We start from the raw sequence: 20,381 nt of genomic DNA, 5'->3' as shown, positions 1-20,381 counted from the left end.
TCAATTACCTAATTTTCGGGGAAAAAATCCCTAAATTTTCCCCCCAATCACTCCAATGGTAGGCACTTTTTCAGGGAAAAAAAGTCTAAAAGCCTTATCCAACAAGGTTTTTATATTTATTCAGCAAACCCTAATTAGCCAATTTCCATGTCATTTGTTCTATTACCTAGCTGACGGCTGATGGCTTAAAAAATCCTGACTATCCTTGTTACTTTATTAAAAATGCTGACTATTAATAATGTCAAAAAAAATTACGGAAGACGCTTAGTATTAGATCAATTAAACTTTCATATTGAAGCGGGGGAAATTTACGGTTTACTCGGTCCCAATGGTGCGGGAAAAACCACCACTATTAATTTAATTTGTAATTTATTGAAACCATCATCGGGAGAAATTACCTTTAATTATTTGCCAATTTCTAGAGTTACTAAAGAATTAATTGGGGTTGCACCGCAAGAAAATTTATTGTACAAATCCCTTACTTGTGAGGAAAATCTCAACTTTTTTGCTCAGATTTATGGACTCGATCGCCCCCAGCGTCGTCATCGGATTAAAGCCAGTTTATCCGCAGTAAATTTGCTTGATCGCGCCCGTAGTCCGGTGGAAACTTTAAGCGGTGGAATGCAGCGCCGGATGAATATTGCCGTGGCTATTGTTCATCAGCCAAAATTATTAATTCTCGATGAACCAACTACTGGTTTAGACATCGAATCTCGTTATGAAATTTGGGATTTAATCGGAGAATTACGGCGCCAGGGAATGACAATTTTATTAACTACCCATCTCCTCGATGAAGCACAGCGTCTCTGTCAACGTATCGGCATTTTAAAACAAGGTCGTATTATTGCCGAAGGTAATTTAAATCAGCTGCGTCAGCACATTCCTGCGAAAGAAATTATTATCATGGATACCCAGGATCAAGAAGCGGCCATAAATCGAGGTAAACAATTAGGATTTACTCCCAAATTTTACGGCAAAGATTTAGCTTTTTGGTTAGATGAACACCTAGAATTAAGCGAGATTATTCGGGCATTCGACGGCATTAATATTGATTCTATCGCCCGTCAGACCGTACAGTTAGAACATATTTATATGGAAATTATGAATCAATTTTAAACCAGTTTTTGAGAATTAAGGTTGATGATCGGCATTTTTTCGGTAATTTACCTCAATTGAGTTAAATCGCCGTTTTTAACCGTCATATTCTTGGAAAACTGAGGCGAGTGGGCTGTTCGACCATGACTTAATCAACAGAAATTCAAGTTAAAAATCTAGACCATCTAGGATTAGTAGCTGGAATTATAGATGAAATAGGAATCGTTGAAATTATTAACGAACAAGTATCAATGGGTTCCAGGAGAAATTGTCACAGCTGGGCAAGTCGTGAAAGCGATTATCCTGAACGGATTGGGATTTGTCTCCCCAGCCTTGCATTTAGGGTCTGCTGAAAAAGTTTTTCGGTGGGGGTAGGGTGTGGGGTGTGGGGGATAGGGTGTAGGGTTTTACCGATTTTCAGGGGGTCAATTACCTAATTTTCAGGGAAAAAGTGCCTAAATTTGGCTCTTCTGGTTTCTGTGTGGAAATGAGGTCTATAATGATAGTTTCTTCAGAAAAATAGTCCCAAAAGTCTTTCTCAGTAAACATTTCACGATTCCATAAGCAAAAATTATCACAGAAAGTCGAGAAGAGCCTAAATTTCCCCCCCGATCCCTCCAATGGCTGGCACTTTTTGATTTCAAAAAAGCCTAAAAATATTATCCAACAAGGTTTTTAGATTTATTCAGCCAACCCTATCTAGACATCATCTATATCTAGTTTAAAATGGTAAATTCCTCAGCAAAATGGAGAATCTTTGGCACAATTTGTAGATTCTTTGTTTCCTGCTGAGAAAAAGCGAGTTAAGTTAATTAAGCTTCATTGAAATCAATTAGAAAACTCGCCAGCAACGATAGATAATAGCACCTAATCCTAATAGAGATAATCCCAATAGTGAACTGGGTTCAGGTACACCCACAGCCCTTAATTCCAAAGGAAAAGAGACGGTTAAAACTCGATAACCATTCTCGATAGTAAAGGTAACATCAGTGGCTGGATTGACGACTCCATCAGAGAAAAGTTGTACCCAACCGCCAGCAGCATTAACATCTTCTAAAAAAGCATCTGCTAACCCTGATTCTAAAGAATCTAGACCAGATTCCTTAAAAGCTCGTACTGGATCGAGCAGTAGAAGATTACGTCCAAATACAATATTTCCATCTATTTCGTTAGTAGAAATAAAATAATTAGGAGAATAACCAAAACTAACAATTTTGGTATTTCCTAATGACAAAAATATCTCCACATCATCTGGATTGGCTCGATAAATTAGCTCTTCGATTTCAACTTCCCCATCTTTGGTAAAAAACCAATCTTTACCGAATTCATCATCTCCTAAATTCCAAGTTGTTGTAATATCTTTTCCCACTTTAGGACCATAGCTAATTCCTAAATTATCTATGGCAATATTATTAGTGTCTAGATAATTCAAGAAATTAGAAAAACCAGTTATTCCATTCAAGCTTGCTGAACGAGTTGCTCCACTAGCAATTAAATTAGTTTCTCGACCAGCCGTATAATAAGAGGTTGTTCCTGCATTTAATTCTCGTCCTCCTGTATGACCAGCATCTGGTGCAGAATAATCTGCATTCGCAAAAGCTAAAAACCCCTCATTTTGTGCTTGATCACCAAAAAAGCTGAGAACATGATTAGATTCAATAGGTCGTGTTGAAATTAACTGTAGTTTACTATAGCCGACATTCCGCACATCTTCATATATTTTTATATGTTTTTACATTCCCCAAGATGTTTTTACGAAAAACTGTCATTGTAGAGAATACTATTAAGAACTATTTTCAATAATTGATTTTTTCTGAGAAAACCAATTACAATTCTTCACCTTGATAAAAATCCATCATTGTAGCTATAATCCTTACTGGCAATGGGTTGTAAGCAATGTATTAGTAAAAATTATCAATTGAATGTTAAGAAGTGCGGAAGATGGGCTATAGTCAAACGTCGCTGCTATAGTAGTTACAGGAACGAACATTGCAGAAGTGGTTGCAATTAATGCTAATCCAATAGATGAAAACAAAGAATTCATGAACAATTTCCCTATATAGCAAAATGACAAGTAATCATTAGAGTTGTTGCAAAGTAACAATCAAAACGGCTGAATCTCTTACTTTAATTGAGTGGAGTGACAGAAATTATAGTTTAAAATTACTAAACACTCGATTGTGGCAGAGATTCAAGCTTTTCTAATTATTACACAACAACTCTAGTGGCTCTCTTATTCTTTGTGTGATAAGTTTAACTTATATAGGAGTGATCGATCTCTGTGTCCTTTGTGTCTCTGTGGTTCCTTCCACTCGCTCGCCAGCAGGACTGTATCTTAGAACACATTTTACCCACCAAACCCAAGAGAGCCCTCTAGTTATGCAGAGGTTAACTAAACCGACTTTTTGAGCTTCATAATTAACCCTAAGCCAGCAATCGAAAAAATTCCTACAAGATTCGTAGGTTCGGGAACAGAAGTAGCAAAAGGAATAAAAGTACGATCTCCTCTGGCTACAGCAACTTGTAATCCTTCAACCGATTGTGTTGCTCCTGCTGCTATTAAATAATCACTAAACTCTTTCGTTAAAAGAATTCCTAAAGGTTCTAGAATCCAAGTATTATTGACCAAATCAACATTAGGTAAGCCGGGTGCTACGGTGCTAAAAACTGGAAGACCTGTGTTGGCTGTATCTCTCACAAAAACAAAGTAAGGCTCAGGAATATTGGGATCGGTATTAACTTCAAAGAAGGCAGAAAAATCCCCGATCTCGAACACAGGAGGAAGATTAAGTTTAGTTTGATCAACGTTGAAAAAGACACTTCCAGTCAATTCAGTTGTTCCACTAATCGCCTCATAATTATCTGTTTCTCCATCGTAACTAAATACCCAATCCGTTCCTCTTATATTAGGGTCATAACTTGGAGGAAGAATATCAAAAGCATAATCATATCCCTGTGCGGGAGTATCAGTATTCTCAACCGATGCCAAAGATAAACCAATACTTTCCAACACGGCTAGTACATTAGGATCAAAGTGAAGACTGTCTTTCCCCCCTGTTTCAATATAAATAACGGGTTCAGCTTTAACGGGAAGAACAGGATTAAGAGCGATTACAGAGGTTAATCCTAATAGAGTTGCTAGATGTTTTGAGTTCATTGTTAAATCTCCTGTGTCAATTTTTTAGAGTTTGTAGTCAAGAATGTTTTCTCTATCCTAAAGGAGGTTTCAGCAAAGAGCAGAATTTTTCAACTTCTTTTAAGAAACTAACAGTTAGCTGTAGTTAAATTTACTCAAAAGAGTCAAGAAAAATACTTGAGTATAGTTGCTGATTATTGATTCTGTATTTTGCCAAACATTATCCTTTTTTCAAATGTTCAACTAATTCAACCGCACAACCGATGCCACTTTCATGAAAGCCATAGGAATCAATGCCTCGTTTTTTGATGTGGAAATATGTCCCTGAGAAGTAAATAGGGCCAGTTTCATTGAGTTGATAAATTTGTTTTTGCGCCTCTAGAGTATTCATGTCATAAGCTGGATGTCGATACTTAAGAATGCGGATAATTTTATCTTCATCAATGGCGATGGGGGGGGTATCTAAGGAAACAAAATAATCTTTCTTGGCGGTAAAATTATGTACTTTATTGGCATAATAAGTGACATAAGTATAAAGCTTTCCTTCTTTAGTTACTTGCCCATAATTCCAGGATTGCCATTTACTGCGATCGGGGTTCATAATAACTGGATCAGTGTGAACAGTTACGGCGGTTTCATTATACTTAAAACAGCCTAAGATGTTTTGTTCTAATTCAGTTGGTTCAGCAAGTATTCCTAATGCTTGATCAGCGTGAGTAGCCATAACCACCTTATCATAAACTTCTTCATCTGTGGTCGTTTTTATCGTTACTTTTCCGTCTTCTCTTTTTTTAACGGAAATCACTTCTTGTTCAGTGCGAATGGGTTTCTTTAAAGCATCTTTGACCCTTTCAACATAACGACTGCTTCCCCCTTTAACGGTTTGCCATTCGACCGTTTTTCCCCCTAAACCGCCTTGGTCATGAGTCATAAAAAAGCTGATAAAAGTTGAAGCGGGAAACTCCATTAATAAATCAGTAGGAATTGACCAAACGGCTGACCCCATTAGCATGACAAAGTTATCTCGAAAGGCTTGGCTATAGTTATTTTTATCTAGATATTCTTGCATAGAAATTCTCGTTTTTCCTTCCCAAAAATCAGCCCGTGCTTCTAAAAAAAAACGTTTAGCTTCTTGATAACAAGCGACTAATTCTGAAGGTTGCTGACGAGCGAATTCTTCCATCGGCAGTTCTAGATCTAGGGAATTAAACTGCATTCCAGTATCCAAATTATAAAAATTAAATCCGCCTAAATGATCTTGAGTCTCTGCTCCTAAATCAGCAAAAAATTTCATCAAGTTGGGATAATTAGGTTTATTACAAACCACAAAAGCCGTATCAAAAGAAATCCGTTGACCATCTTCATCCAAATCTAAGGTGTGAGCATGACCGCCGACACGACTACTTTTTTCATAGACATCAACCTCATATTGATCTTGAAGATAATAGGCGATGGGAGAGCCAGAAATACCCGAACCAATGATTGCTAATTTTTCCATGATTTTGTCCTTGAATAAATTGTGAATGGGGTTAATTAGTGTGGTTAAAATTCAAGAAACTTTCCTAACTATTCTCCGAAGAATGTTGATAGTCAGGATGGGACTTTTGGGACTGACTTAAACTCAGCAAAAATAAGACAAAAATGACTAACATTAATGAGAAGATATACCGAGTTCCCATCATGGTCATGACAATAGCTGATAGAATGGGACCGGCGGTACAACCTGCACTATAAATTGAGGTAAAGACAGCACTCCCGGAGGATAATTCATTAAGGGTAACGGTAGAACCAATCAGGGCTAATGATAAGGGAAAAATGGGACTCATTCCTACCCCAGAGACAAAAGCTAAAAAGGGGGTAATCATGGGATTTTCGATTAAAGATAAGCCAAAAACTGAAACAATTACAATAATTACACTACCGACTAAAACCTTAACTTTACCCATCTTATCGGCTAAATGAGTAATAGGAACGGTTGAAATTAATCCGCCTAAAATAAACAAGCCAAAGATTAAACCCATGCGCTCAATACCATAGTTTTGTTCGAGTAAAAAAAGTGGATAAAGAGAAACTAAGGTGGCAACACTGAAGCCATAAGCAAAAGCTCCTTGTAGGGGAAGTTTGAGCTTTTGAATAATGCTAAAATTGGGCTTTTGAAACTTAACCGTTTTCTCTGGTAATCCAAAAAAGACAACAACAATTCCACTTAAAATCAAGCCACTTCCTAATAAAAAAGTGATCTTAGGAGAAAGATTATAGGCGACTGCTCCCATAATCGGACCGATACCAAAACCTAAGCTAAAAGCTAAAGCATCTAAACCATTAACCATGGCTCGATTTTGATCATTACAAAAATAGTTAATAGCGGTTTGTCCAGAAATCAGATATAAACAACAGGCCAAACCCATAACGCCACGAATGATAAACCAAAGAGATAATTGAGTAGTAAAGGCAAATAGAGGTGCAGTTATTCCCATTAAAAGGAATCCTAACATCATGGTTTTTCTTAATCCAATTTGGCGAAGAATACTAGCCACAATTGGTGTTCCTGCGGCAATGACAAAAAAGTAAAGAGTAGAATTTGCCCCAATAACAATATTGTCGTAACCCTTTTCTTTCATAAGGGTAGAAACAAAGGGGTTAAATAACCCTAGGGAAATTCCCGATAAAAAGGCCACTAAATAAAGGGCGGGAAGTCCAACAGAAAAGGGAGAATTGGCATTTTTAGTCATCATGGGAAAATTCCAGCACAAGGTTCATAAGGGGGTTTTTAAAGAGGCGTGGGTCGATAAAAATGATAGGGAGACGGAAGATTAACCCCCTGTAACTTCAGACTTTGCAGACGATAGAGATAAGCTGCACCGCGCATGATATGAGTTGCTACATCCACCACTTGACGATTTTCGGAAAATTCTAAATAAGTTCCTCGAACCCAATCGTTAAATGAACCCATCGCCGGACCACACCAAATTTGATAATCCATTGTTCGTTGTGGCTGTCCACTGGTTGCCCAACGAGAAGAAAGCCCTAAATACCAGCGAAAAATTAAAGCCATTTTCCGTTTAGGATTATTATTTGCTCGTTCAATTTGTTCGGGATCTCGCTCTTGAAAATAAGCAAGGGTTTCTTGCCAAACGGCCTCTAATGGTTTTTGGAAAATTTGCTTTTCTATGGTTTGACGAACCTCGGTCGGAATGGCATCAATTCCCTCATAAGTTTGATACAAATCATATAATTTTTGCGCGCGCATGGGGAATAAACTTCCCCGTTTTAAGAGTTGAACTTTCACCCCCATTTCAAACATATCAGCACAAGGGGCCATTACCACATCGGCCATTGCTGCTTGGGCAAGTAATTGTTTGGTATGTTCAGATGTTCCCGCTTCAATACAAGCATGATTCACCGAACCTGTGATAATGTAACTCGCTCCCATCATAAAGGCCGCTAAGGCTGATTCTGGAGTACTAATCCCACCAGCAGCCCCCACTCTAATAGAACGCTCATACTGATATTGCTGTTGAATCTCATTGCGTAAGGCAATAATAGAAGGGAGAAGGCAAACCAAAGAACGATTATCTGTGTGACCACCAGAGTCAGCTTCAACGGTTATATCATCGGCTAAAGGAACTTTTTCAGCTAAAGTTGCTTGTAAGGCTGTAATTTGTCCCTGTTCAACTAAAGCTTTCAGCAGTTTAGGGGGAGCAGGTTTTAAGAATTTCTGAGCAACTTCGGTCCGAGAAATTTTGGCAATGATCTTATTTTGGGTTTCAATATCGCCTTGAGAATTTAGATGTAATCCTGATGCTCGGTAACGGACAATATGGGGGGTTAAATCCAGGTAAGCAGAGGCTTCAACAGTTCTTACCCCATATTTGAGGTAAAGTTCCACTGAACCCCGTTCTAGGGCTTCCTCTGAGGGGCTATGGATTAAATTGAAGGCATATCGTCCATTGGGTAAAGCTTCTTGAATGGTGTGAATGGCTTTTTCAACCCGTTGGGGAACTAACCCGGCTGCCCCAAAACTGGCTAAAAATCCCGCTTTTCCCAGAGAAATCACCAAATCTTCGGAAGCGATACCCCCGGCCATTGCACCCGCCCCATAAGCATAGTCTAAACCATGAAAGTCACAAAAAGCGCGATCGCCTAATTGTTGGGGTGATAGGGCATTAATCATGCTACGGGGCAGTATATCAGCATTAGGTTCGTGAGAAAGTCCTATCTGGTTATTTTTGACATATACATAACAAGGCTGCTCTAAATTGGCTAATTTTTCTCGAATTCCTTCACTATCAAAGGAGATAGATGGTTTAGGGGAGCTAGTAAGAGGGTTATGGCTAGTTAACATGGGGTTTATTTCTCCATTGTTGTTGACTTTAAACTGACGGAAAAGAAAGATGGGTGTTTACTATTCACTGGTAACTGGGGTTATCCCAATTCGATGGTTAATGCACTAACCGAGTAGTCGAGATACACTGGTCTCTGTTAACTGTTCACTCTTCACTGTCTAATAGACACAGGGCGATGTCTTTAATTTCGTAAATTCTTAAGTCTTCTTTCCAAAGACTGGCATCTCCGATAATTGTGATTACATCATCTTCGACTCGAATATCGGAAATATGCACTTCTAAAGACATTAAACGATTTTCGGGTGTAATTTGTCCTCGATATTTCCAGGTGATTTGATGATTAATGGCTTGACCAAAGCGAGGATTTTTGAAAGATTTGCCTAAGTCTAATTGCAGCGCATAAGTTTGCATAGCTTGAAGAATAGACTCAACGCCTAAGGCACCAGGCATCACGGAATCTTGATAGAAATGGAAGGGAAAATACCAATCTTCGGGAGTAATTGATTGGCTGGCATAAATATATCCTTTTTGATACTTACCCCCATCTTCAATTAGGAAAACTTTTTCGATAAAATCAAGATAATTTTGAGAAAGACGATAGTGGGGTTTTTCAGGATTTACTGAATAGAAGTTTTGGTGAGTTAAGGAATCTTGTAAATTAATTTCCTGTAGGGTTAAATCGGATAAATTATTCAGTTGATACCAAGGTTTAAGACGTTTTCCACCATCAAGTCCCACTTGATTCGCTAACACGGCTGTGCTAAAGTCTCCAAAGACCATATTTCCCCGATAAAAAGGCTCACCTTCACAAGATAACTCAAACTCAAACTTTTGAATAATTGCCCCTTGAATAGCGGTGGTAGAAAGGAGACGAACTTTATCCGTAATGGTTTTATTACGGAGGTCAATTTCTTTGAGAATTGTTCCCTGTCCATCCAAATTACGAAAATGAAGATCATCTTCTGGGAATAATAAAGTTGCTCCCATATAAACCCCTAAGAAAATACAAGGTTGACCGGCAATTTCAATATAAGTACAGTAGGGCAAAGTGGGATAGGCATTATGGTTATAAAACCAAGCATTTTCTTTGACATCAAATTCGGTAATAATTTCCGATGGTTTTTGCAATTCATGACGTTTACCTTCGATGTCTAATACCCGACTGACTAACTGAAACTCCCCGTTAGGTAAACGAACCGATTGACGATTTTCATAAATGTCAAATTCTGATCCCAAACAGGCAGCCACTGATCCTTTAGCAAAGGTTTTTAATTGGTTTTCATTAAATAAAACCGATGACTGTTTTGATAATTGGGAAATATGGGGGAATGTTCCTGACTCAATGGGTGGGAAAATACTGGGAATGGTGTCTGTTTTTTCTACCAGTTGAACACCAATATTTTTAATAGTAGCAATGGTTTTTCCGCCAAAAATAACATCCACATTAGCCAGAAGATAAGGTTGAGGAGAAAGTCCAATTTCTAACACCTCCATTTGATACATTAAAGTTCCATGTTGGGGAGTCACTTGTCCCCGAAAACGGGCTGCTTGGGTTTGATTAGGAATCACCTGAAAACGAGCATCTTTCCTGTGAGTTTGTAACCCTAACCATAAACAATAAAATTGCACCAGTTGGATACTTCCTTCAATCATTAAATTCCCCGGTAAAGTGGGGTCATTTTTAAAATGACAAGAATAATACCAGTCCTCAGGAGTGATCTGTTTTGCTCCCACTGCTAACCCTAGTCCAGCTATTCCTCCTTGAGGATTTACCATCATCACTTTCTCTAACATTAAGAGTTTTTCTGGGGGTAATCTGAGGGAAGAATTTAAGCCATTTTGTTGATAGTTTTTCCCTAAACAAGCCTCAATATTGCCTTGACTTAGATTAAGAAGTTCTTCTTTTTTAAAGAATGACTTAGAACAAGTTAAAAGAGGAGTAAACTGTTGTCTTTTAATCAAGTTTCTTTCTTTTTCTTCAGCCTCTTTTAGCACAATTCCCTGTCCTTTTTCTAATTCTTCATCAGAAAAGAGTCCAGCACAACCGTCATGAAGTTTCATCCAAACTTGATCCCCAATTAACACCTCTCCTTGGAAGAAAATTAATAAGCTATCATCAGTTTTAACCGAAGAGGTGATCTTAACTCGACACCGTAACAACTTAACATTTTCAGGTTGTTCAAATAAGAAGGTTGCAGATAAATCTAATAAACGGAAAGAGCGTTTTCCTTGATTTTCAAAATCTGTCCCGATATAACTTAATAGCATCAGGAGTCCGTGGCCGGCTTCTTTACAAATTCCTACCGTTAATTGACCATCTACTGCATACCAAGCATCTTCTGGTACATCATATTCTGTTTCGATGAAACCTGATTTATAATCACCTAATTTTCCTTCTAATTGAGTCACCCGACTGACGAACAAAAAGGGAGGAGACGGCATTCTGACTCGTTGGGTATAATGATCAATGGGTTCATATTCTTGACCAAAAACCTTAGAGACTTTACCTTCAATAAATTCGAGAATCTCAGGTTGATCAAATAAACAAGGTCTAACGGTTTTAGGATGAGAAGAAATAACGCTTGTTCTTAAATGATCAACTGTAGAAATGGTTGGAACTTGGGAAAGAAGTTGAGTAGAAGAAGCGACTAAAGCAGCGACTTTTTGAGAAGCAGTATTTTCTCGAATAATTGAATTTTGTTGCTCAGTTTGGGGTTCAATATTAGCTTTGGGTGCTGTGGTTAACACTGTCTTAAAAATCGCCTCTAAGGTTTCTGCTTCATCTGTTAAATAAAGAGGGGATAAGTCTAGTTCTACCCCATGACTGACTAATTGTGCTAACATCTTAATAATGGTCGCTAAATCATCAGCACCTCGACGATTAATACACAATGCAAGATGCTCTTTTTGACCAAGAGTTTCCGATATCCAACGAGAACAACTTCCTCCTGATCCTAATTCTAGAAAAATTTTTACCCCGTCTTGATAAGTGCGTTCAATTAAGCGAGGAAAATCTAACATTTGACACATTCCTTGACTTAAATGCTCACCAATTTTCTCTTGTTCTAAGGCCAGAGAATCATAATGAGAAGAGGAATAAAAAATAGTATCAGGTGGTGTTCCTATTGTCACCGTATTTAGCTTAAGAAACTCATTGTATTCTGATTGCATAACTTCACAATGTAAAACCATATCAGAAGGCGAACGAAACCGATCACATTGTAATTTTTCAATCACCCGTAAACAACCTTGAGAATCTCCTGCGATCGCAACTTCTTGAGGGGTATTAATATGGGTTAAATAAACCTTACTTTCTGTTTTTAGACATTCCTGAACTGCTTCAGCTGTAGCCATTAAAACATAACTACTCCATGAATTTTCATCTATCGGTTGACCCCAAGATTCTGCAACGGCTTGTTTAGCTCCCATTAAACGGGTTTTAAATAGGGGAGAAGAATGAACAAATTGACTTCCTTGATCCGCATTTGGCCACACTCCTAATGAATACATCATGGTACTTTCTCCCATGCTATAACCGAAGGCAGCATCAGGTTTAATCTTGAAATATTTCTGCATAATTTCGGTGAATAAAACCGCAAAACCCGTTCCCGTTTCTAAGAGAGATAAAGGGTTAGCAATGAATTGAGTTTCTAGGGTTTCTAAGTCTTGTTTAGAAAGGGGAGATTGACGGCGAGGATAAAGAGAGTTTGCTTGAAAAAAGGTAGCAGGATCACTAATTAAACTCTCTGCTCTCTCCCATAATTTAGGGAATAATTGAAAAAGATTTCTTCCCATTCCTAAATAGGAGTTAAACGCACCAGGATAAACAAAAGCGACTTTACCCACTTTTCCTAACCGTTTAGGGGTAAAATAACTTCCTTGGGGACTTTTCCACGGCTTTCCTGTATGAAAGGCTTTATCAATTCCTTTTTTAGCCTGTTTAATTTCCTTTTGCAAAGCTTCTTTGTTATTCCCAACAATTGCTACAACATAAGGAGACTGAGAATTCTGTTGAAACTGAATAAAATTCTCTTTGGCAAGATGGGGTAAGGAGAAACTGTTTTCAATACTATGGGTTAAGTTATCAAGCTGACTTTGTAAAGATGAACTATCATTTCCAGCGAGGGGAAATAGATAAAATGGTGCATAGGGTAAATAGCCATTATTGGGTGTACTTTGAGGAGTTGCTTCCGATAAAATTAAATGACTATAAGTATTATTTTGATTGACTAAATTAAGCGCAGCATAGCGTTTTTCTTGTCCTTTTTCAAGAAACCAAGGAAGTGATACATCAGGTAGATAAAAAGAACTATTTTGCCATTCTTGAGTAAGATTAGAAGTTAACAGTTGATCGGCAGCAGGAAGATAACGATTTTTTAAGCAAAGTGCTGTTTTAATTAAGCTAATTAAATCTTCAGTTATCCCTAAGTTATTATTATTCTCTTGGACTGTTCCAACTGCACAAGTTAGGTTATTATGATTAGCATAATAAGCTTCTAATAACCCTTGATCTATCTCTCTTGAGGAAACAGCTAAATAACCAATATTTGAGGGGTGAATCTTAGCATTTTTAAATGCTTGCTGACAACTTTGTTTAATCGCAACTGATGGAGAAGATAAGGGGTTAACTATTTTACTAAAGCTATCAATAATCCCGTAAAAAAGCGTATTATTATTGTTGGGGATTGTTTCATAATCTTTGAGGATTAAAGCTCCGCCAATAATAGACTCACAATTCCTATTAAGCGCACTAATAATAACTGTATCAACTTCTTTGGCGGTTAAGAGAATTTGGGCTAATTCGAGAGACTTTAATAAAGAATCAGATCCTTGGGTTAATTGAAAGGGAACAATGGAACAATTCCATAATCTTTCCAATTGATAACTAATATTTTTAAGCTCAGTTTCTTGATTGTTGCTAATATTATTAGCAGTAATTAAAGCGACTTTTTTTCCTATCTTACAAGTACAATCTTTTAACCCTTGATCAGACATCTTTGATAAGATAGACCAAGAATGATCACTAATCGGTTTGTTAGAATAATCAAGGGAGTTTCCTTGATAAATTAAAGCTGATAGTTGTTGACTGGTTAACAGTTGATTAAAGAAGCCACTTAGTCCAGCGATCGCTAATTTGGAAGGTTTCATAATATCTCCTGTGAAAATGTAAATAGGGTATCAATTGAGAAAAAATTACAAGCAAACAGTATTCGATGAATTCACCGTATTGTTAAGAAACAAAACATTAAGACAAGAACTCAAAGTAACCTCCATATTATTTGCTTCTAAATAAATTTTCCCTTGAGAATTATAAGCAAGTGCATTAGCAATTACCTTAGTATCACTATGTTCATTAATGGATAATTTGATCCAAAATTCTTGATTAAAAGGGAGGGAACTAAACTGCTCAAGCTCATTTAGTTTTAGGGGTAAACTACCAGAATTGTAGTGTTTTCTGACCCAAACTAAAAGACATTGAAACAAGAGATCAGCCGTATAAGAATTAAAGGATTGAACACTAAACTGTCCTTGATCTTGTGCAGAAATTCGAGGTAAGTAACAGTTAAAAACAAGTTCGTTTTTATTAATTTCTAAGATTTTCTTAATTCCTTGAAATCTGGGCTGATGAAAAAGAACTCCTGCTTGATAGGGTTGTAAATTAAGGAAAGATTCCGTAACAGTCTGAATACTTTCCTCAAGTTTTCTCTCAGCTATTACTTGTTTAGTAATATTAATAATCCCCCGATAATGATAAAGGGGAATTCCTTTAGCGGTTTCACTCCAAATTAAGGCTTCAAATTTAATTTCATCTTCTGTTTTATCAACTTCAGTCAGATCCAAACAATACAAATTAGCTAAACTTTTATCAAAGACAACTCCTTTAAGCACCTGATAGTTATGACAACTTAAAAAACGATATCCTTGATAAAGTTGTTCGCAACTATTAGTGATCCATGCTAAGGCACACATCGCGGGTAAAACTGCATTTCCCCCGATGACATGATCATAAACGAAAGGGTTTCCTCGTAACGTCAACCGACGATATAAACGGTAACTATGCTTTTGCGGTGTAACCAGTTTAGGAGAAGGAGAAATAGGGTTACTCATCACAATAATTTGAGGGGTTTTAGCTTGAGTTTGGGTTAATTCTTCTGCTAACATTTGCGCCCCTGTTTGTTGAGGAATAACCTTAATATTTTGCTGCTCAAACAACTGTTTAAGCTGTGGTGTCACCATTCCCCCATCCCAAGGACCCCACCCAATAGAAACCACATGACATTTAGGATATTTTTGTTGAAGTAAATAAGCATACTTGTTCAAAATTTCGTTAGCTAAAGAATAGTCAGATTGACCGATATTGCCATAAAATGAAACAAAAGAAGAAAATAAGGCAATAAATTTTAATCGGTTAACTTCTAGGGAACCTAATAAACTATTTAACCCATCAATTTTGACACTATAAACCTTATCGAAATCCTGTTCAGTTTTGTTTTCAATTAATTTATCTGCTAACGTTCCCGCACCATGAATAATGCCCGTAATCTCTCCCCAACGTTGAATAATCGGTCTTAAAGTTGCTTTTACTTGCTGTGAATCGGTAACATTAACACTGCAATACTCGGCTTTTCCTCCTACTTTTTCAATCTCTGATAAGGTTTGCTTAATTTCCCGACTTTGACAGAGTTGTTGATACAGTGCTTGAACTTTTTTCGGAGTTGGTTTTTCATTTTGAGTTGCTAAATGTTGCATAATTTGCCTCTTTAACTCAGATTCATCTTGACAAGAAAGACTCCATTCAGGTTCAGGATCTAAAATTTGCGAACGACCTAATAAAATAAATTTACAATGATATTGTTGCGCCAAATAGATAACGCATTGAGCCGTAATTCCTCGGCCACCACCACTGACAATAACCACCGAAGATGAATTAAGTTGAGTATCATTAATCATGGGGAACATACCGTGTTAGTTGATAATTGATAGTTGATAGTTGATATTTAATAGTTAGTATATATTAGCTAAAAATCAGAATTTATACCGTAATTTATTTGAATAAATATAATTCTGTAGGGGCGCAATGCTCGCGCCCAGCTAATTTTATTCTAACTATTAACTTTTCCCTAATTACTGCTCAAAGAAGCTAATTCACAAGTCAAAGTCATTCGACCTTTTGGGGTATAACCCACCTCTTGAATTAAGCTATTAGGATCATGCAATTCAGCTAAAACAATTTGAGCCGTTGTCATTTCATCTAAGTCGGGACTAATATCTAGAGCGCGACAGAAGACCGATTCCCACTCTAGATTTAAGGTTTTCGTTAAGCCAAATAAACCGCCACTAATAGGGCTAAATTCTCGTTTTCCACTGAGACCAAATTCTCCATCTAAACGGGTTAAGCTGAGAAAACAACTGCGTCCTTGACTGGCCGCTTGCGTCAGAGAAGATTTAAGATGTTTGGCTAGTAAAAACACTTGTTTAACAATCGCTTGATCAGAATTAATTGAAGTCTCTTGATCTTGATTAAACCCCTGAGAGAGAGGATGTAAATGAATAAATGTGCCGATCAGTCCACAAGTTTTAAATATATCTCCCAATTGTGCTTGTAAATGTTCTTCACTTAAATGATTGAGAACAAAATGTCGAACCCCCGCAGGAAGAGAAGAACGCACAGGAATAAGGAATTGAGGGAAACTGAGAACCACAACTTGCCAGCCTTGGTTTAGCAAACTTTGAGCAACTTGGGCAGTAGTAGATGAACCATCATCGGTCACCAAACAGGTTTGATCAGGGGTTGAGGGAAAATCCCAATAATCAGGTGCAGCAAGGGGCTTCAGTTTCATTTGATAACGTCCAATATCACCGTGTTTTCGATGGTTAGACTGGGTAGAGGTAACAACTAAGCTATTTTTTTTTCTGTCACCATCATTTTCTCCCTCAAATACTGAACAATGTGGGCTAGGGTACGTTTTTCTGCTAATGCTTCAGGGCTAAGTTTGGGCAACCCAGAGAAAGCTTCTTGCAGACTTCCCATGATTTCTACCCGTTTGATCGAGTCAATGCCTAAATCTGCCTCTAAATCCATTTCTAATTCCAACATTTCCGTAGGATAGCCTGTTTTTTCACTGACAACCTCTAATAAGGCTTGACTTAGTGCATCATCTTGAATGGAGTCTAAAGAAGGTTCGCTCACTTCTGACACAGGTTCAGGTGTAGAGATGGCTGCAATGGGTTGACGAGGTTCTAAGTAGTTGACAATGGGGGAAATGTGAACAGGTTCAGGTTCGGGAGTCGGTAAGGGTTGAGGTGCAGTGTTTAAAGGTTGAGGTTCTGGAGTCCGTAAGGGCTGAGGTTCAGACTTAAAAGGGGTAGGATCAGGAAAGCTAACAGAGGAAACCTCTGAATTTTGCCGATCAAATTTTGAATTCTCCGAAGCAGCAGCAGGAGTAGAGAGTTCGTCAATTTGAGCAACTGCTGTCATCTCTTTTTGTTTGAATAACTGCAACACTGATTGAAAACTCTGGGATTGATGTTTAATGTACTCTTCGTGAACCTTGGCAAGACTCTGTTGATATTGGTAGAATGCCTGTAAAAGAGGGTTGATGTTGTTAGAAATAGCGTTGTTCATAGTCATGGTTACAGTTTGATCTCGAGAAACGATAGATAAATTGAGTGTTGGAATTTCCTCTGAAAGAGGCTGAGAATCAGAAGGATAAGGGTTGACGGAAGGAATAGAGGCTAAAATTTCCTCGTTTTCCGACCCTTTCACTTCCTCACACTTAGATTCAACCGTTTGGGAATCAACTGACGGTTCTATTTCCGCAGGTGAATCAGGTTGTAATGCAGCTCCGATCAAAGCTTTGGTTTTATCGCTGATGTAGTTGGTTGCATTCAGCTTCAGGATCATACCTTTGCGTTTGCTTGAAGGAGTCTTCACCGTCAAAGCTGCATTTTCCGGATCGTTTAACGGTAAACCTAAAACTCGAAGCTGCATTACTCCTTGTGAGAGTTGAACATCACTGTCCTTTTGCCGACTGGGGTTGAGTGCAATGGCCAGATGAGGGCGATCGCCTAAGATCTGTTTAACTAAGTTAGTGAGAATTTGGCGCGGTCCAATTTCCACAAAGCAATATCCGCCTTGAGCATAAATATTTTCAATTTGTTGGACAAACTGAACCGAATTCAACAACTGAGCTTCTAAAAGCTGACGCATCCCTGATAAATCTTTGGGATAAGGGGCCGCGGTCACATTAGCATAAACCGGAAGTTGGGGCGCATGAAACGTCACTTGATCCAACGCTTTCCCAAAGGGTTGACTAGCATGACGTACTAGAGAAGTATGAAAAGCAGCAGACACGGGTAAAGGCGTAACCTGATAGCCTTGAGAGCTTAAAATCTTCTCAATAGTGGCAATTTCTGAGGCTAATCCCGATAATACCACCTGTTCAGGTGCATTATAGTTAGCAATCTGCACATTGGCCATTCCTTCAACCCATTGCGCTATCTGAGATACTTTCCCAGTCACCGCTAACATCGCCCCTTGAGGGGTGGCTCCTTTCGGTGCGGCCATAGCCTGGCCTCTAGCTTGGATCAAGTAATAATAATCGTCGTCGGTGAAAACGCCTGCGGCCCAGAGTGCGGTTAATTCCCCAAAACTGTGACCGGCCACAAAATTTGGCTTAAATCCCGTCTTTTGCAACGTTTTATACAGTCCTACACTGAAAGCCCCGATCGCAGGTTGAGCATTTTCCGTCCGTTGCAGTAAAGAGGTTTGCCGTTTTTCGTCCACCTCGTTAAAGGTAGGAATCGGAAATACTCCTGCTGAAAGGGGCGTTAAACCCGCTTTAGCTCTCAATATGTCCAATTTTTGATAAGCGGTTTGGATTTCTGGCAAATTTAGGGCAATTTCTCGACCCATATTCAGGTATTGAGAACCTTGGCCGGGGAACAATGCTACGACTTTTCCCTCCAGTAATAACCCCGTCTTACGGTAATAAATACCTTGGGGATGTTCCCATGCCTCTGCTTGAGGCTGTTTTTGCAACTGTTTAACGGCTGCTTGCAGTAATTTAATAGCTTCCGCCAAGGAAGTCGCAACAAAGCCCACTCTAGCAACCTTTAAGGGAAGTTGAGCCGATTTGCTTTGATTTTGTAGTTCAATATAAACTTGTGACCCTTGGGGAGATTGCAACTGTTCTAGAGCTTTTTGACAAGTTTGTCTTAATTCTTCAGGATTTTGACCCCAGAGTAAAATTGATTGGGGACGGTGATGAATTCGATTTTCTCCTTGGGGTAATTTGGGCGTATATTCTTCTAACACCACATGATAATCTGTTCCCCCAAAGCCAAAGGAACTAACCCCGGCCCGTCTCGGTGTCTCTCCTTTGGACAACCAAGGACGGGTTTCGGTGTTGAGATAAAAAGGCGAGTCTTCAATCTTAAATTTAGGGTTGGGTTCGGTAATGTTAATGGTAGCAGGAAGAATTTTATGATGTAAGGCCAAAGTCGTTTTAATTAAACTTGCAGCACCCGCCGCCGCCTTGGTATGACCAATTTGAGATTTGACACTACCCAGAGCAATCGTTTGCTTTTCTGCGTTATTTTCGCTAAAAACCTCATTCAGGGCTGTAAATTCACAAAAATCTCCTGCTGGTGTTCCAGTACCATGGGCCTCAACTAACCCCAAGGTAGCGGGAGAAAATCCCGCCTCTTGATAGGCACGCCGTAAGGCTCTAATTTGACCTTCAGGACGCGGTGCATAGATACTTTTAAAACGACCATCACTAGCAGTCCCGATGCCTTTAATTACTGCATAGATGCGATCTCCGTCTCGTTCTGCATCCTCAAGCCGTTTAATCACCAGCATTCCCAATCCTTCCCCTACCATCATGCCATCGGAGGTAGCATCAAAGGGATTGAGACAATCTTTCTTAGAAAAAGCTGGAGTTTTGCTAAAACACATATAGTTAAGGATGGAATTATCCGTGTCAAAGCCCCCTGTAAGCATCATGTCACAACGGCCTTCAATTAATTCACTGATCGCCATTTTTAAAGCACTTAAGGAACTCGCACAGGCTGCATCCACCACACAATTAGTTCCTCCTAAATCAAAGCGATTAGTAATACGACCTGCTACGACGTTTGGTAACATACCGGGGAAAGAATTTTCTTGCCAAGGCACATAGGCAGCCTTCATATTTTCGATAATTTTGTCGGTTTGTTCTTGAGATAAACCACTTTTTTGGCAAATTTTCTTCCAGAGAGGATATTGCAGACGACTGGTTAAGGGAGTAATGCTTTTCCAGAGTCCGCTTCCTCCTAAAATAACCCCTGTTGTTTCTCGATTAAACTCTTTTCCTTGGTTATAACCCGCATCTTCTAAAGCTTGTTTAGCCATCACTAAACCAAGTAAATGAGCCGAATCTAAAGCTTCTAACGTATCAGGTGGCAGACCAAATTCTAAGGGGTCAAAATCAATTTTAGGCAAAAAGCCCCCCCATTTACCATAGGTCTTATCTGGTGCTTTCGGGTCTGGATCATAGTAATCTTCTAAATTCCAGGCACTTTCTGGCACTTCAGTGATTCCATTCACTTTACCGAGAATATTTTGCCAATATTCCTGTAAATTCTTGGCTTTAGCAAATAAGGCCGACATTCCAATAATAGCGATCGGTGTTTTTTGTAAAGCAGTTAGGCTAGAGGTTGAGGATTGAGCAGACATTGTAGGTGTGTTCTCCAATCAATAATATAGCAGTCTGTAGAGACAACGAATAGTTCTTAAAGAATGAACAAAGAATTGTTTGATT

General features: G+C 38.6%; 10 protein-coding genes and 1 pseudogene. 2 read left to right on the top strand and 9 right to left on the bottom strand.

What is annotated here, in order from left to right:
* Positions 1-222: 222 nt before the first annotated feature.
* Positions 223-1,116, top strand: a complete 894-nt coding sequence (locus PX482_RS02385; protein ID WP_002789959.1) for an ABC transporter ATP-binding protein — start codon at positions 223-225, stop codon at positions 1,114-1,116.
* Between the two features lie 140 nt (positions 1,117-1,256).
* Positions 1,257-1,437, top strand: a pseudogene (locus PX482_RS02380) (DUF4277 domain-containing protein); the annotation flags it as partial.
* A 490-nt stretch (positions 1,438-1,927) separates the two neighbouring features.
* Here PX482_RS02380 and PX482_RS02375 read toward each other — a convergent pair.
* From PX482_RS02375 to PX482_RS02335, 9 genes are all read right to left on the bottom strand, one after another.
* Entirely contained in the window at positions 1,928-2,803 is an 876-nt protein-coding gene (locus PX482_RS02375; protein ID WP_288093921.1) for a PEP-CTERM sorting domain-containing protein, read from the bottom strand.
* Between the two features lie 684 nt (positions 2,804-3,487).
* Positions 3,488-4,252, bottom strand: a complete 765-nt coding sequence (locus PX482_RS02370) for a hypothetical protein (RefSeq protein WP_052277696.1) — start codon at positions 4,250-4,252, stop codon at positions 3,488-3,490.
* A gap of 199 nt (positions 4,253-4,451) precedes the next feature.
* Complete coding sequence (locus tag PX482_RS02365; protein WP_288093922.1) at positions 4,452-5,729, bottom strand: NAD(P)/FAD-dependent oxidoreductase; 1,278 nt, start codon at positions 5,727-5,729, stop codon at positions 4,452-4,454.
* 64 nt (positions 5,730-5,793) lie between these two features.
* Positions 5,794-6,966: an MFS transporter gene (locus PX482_RS02360; RefSeq protein WP_288093924.1), complete on the bottom strand. Its 1,173-nt coding sequence runs from the start codon at positions 6,964-6,966 to the stop codon at positions 5,794-5,796.
* A 35-nt stretch (positions 6,967-7,001) separates the two neighbouring features.
* Positions 7,002-8,576 carry a PfaD family polyunsaturated fatty acid/polyketide biosynthesis protein gene (locus tag PX482_RS02355; protein ID WP_052277695.1) on the bottom strand — a complete coding sequence of 525 codons (1,575 nt, stop codon included), beginning with the start codon at positions 8,574-8,576 and terminating at the stop codon, positions 7,002-7,004.
* A 145-nt stretch (positions 8,577-8,721) separates the two neighbouring features.
* Positions 8,722-13,725: a short-chain dehydrogenase gene (locus PX482_RS02350; protein ID WP_288122023.1), complete on the bottom strand. Its 5,004-nt coding sequence runs from the start codon at positions 13,723-13,725 to the stop codon at positions 8,722-8,724.
* Positions 13,726-13,770: 45 nt separating this feature from the next.
* Positions 13,771-15,528: an SDR family NAD(P)-dependent oxidoreductase gene (locus tag PX482_RS02345; protein ID WP_288086608.1), complete on the bottom strand. Its 1,758-nt coding sequence runs from the start codon at positions 15,526-15,528 to the stop codon at positions 13,771-13,773.
* 170 nt (positions 15,529-15,698) lie between these two features.
* Positions 15,699-16,418: a Rossmann-fold NAD(P)-binding domain-containing protein gene (locus tag PX482_RS02340; RefSeq protein ID WP_287109102.1), complete on the bottom strand. Its 720-nt coding sequence runs from the start codon at positions 16,416-16,418 to the stop codon at positions 15,699-15,701.
* Between the two features lie 56 nt (positions 16,419-16,474).
* On the bottom strand, positions 16,475-20,296 hold the full coding sequence (locus PX482_RS02335) for a beta-ketoacyl synthase N-terminal-like domain-containing protein (RefSeq protein WP_288093926.1): 3,822 nt from the start codon (positions 20,294-20,296) through the stop codon (positions 16,475-16,477).
* Between the last annotated feature and the right edge of the window lie 85 nt (positions 20,297-20,381).

Origin of the sequence: Microcystis sp. M53602_WE12 (assembly GCF_030065455.1) — a bacterium.
In the GTDB taxonomy this organism is placed as follows: domain Bacteria; phylum Cyanobacteriota; class Cyanobacteriia; order Cyanobacteriales; family Microcystaceae; genus Microcystis; species Microcystis aeruginosa.
The sequence above is the reverse complement of the archived record's forward strand: the minus strand, read 5'-3'. Positions and strand labels throughout refer to the sequence as shown.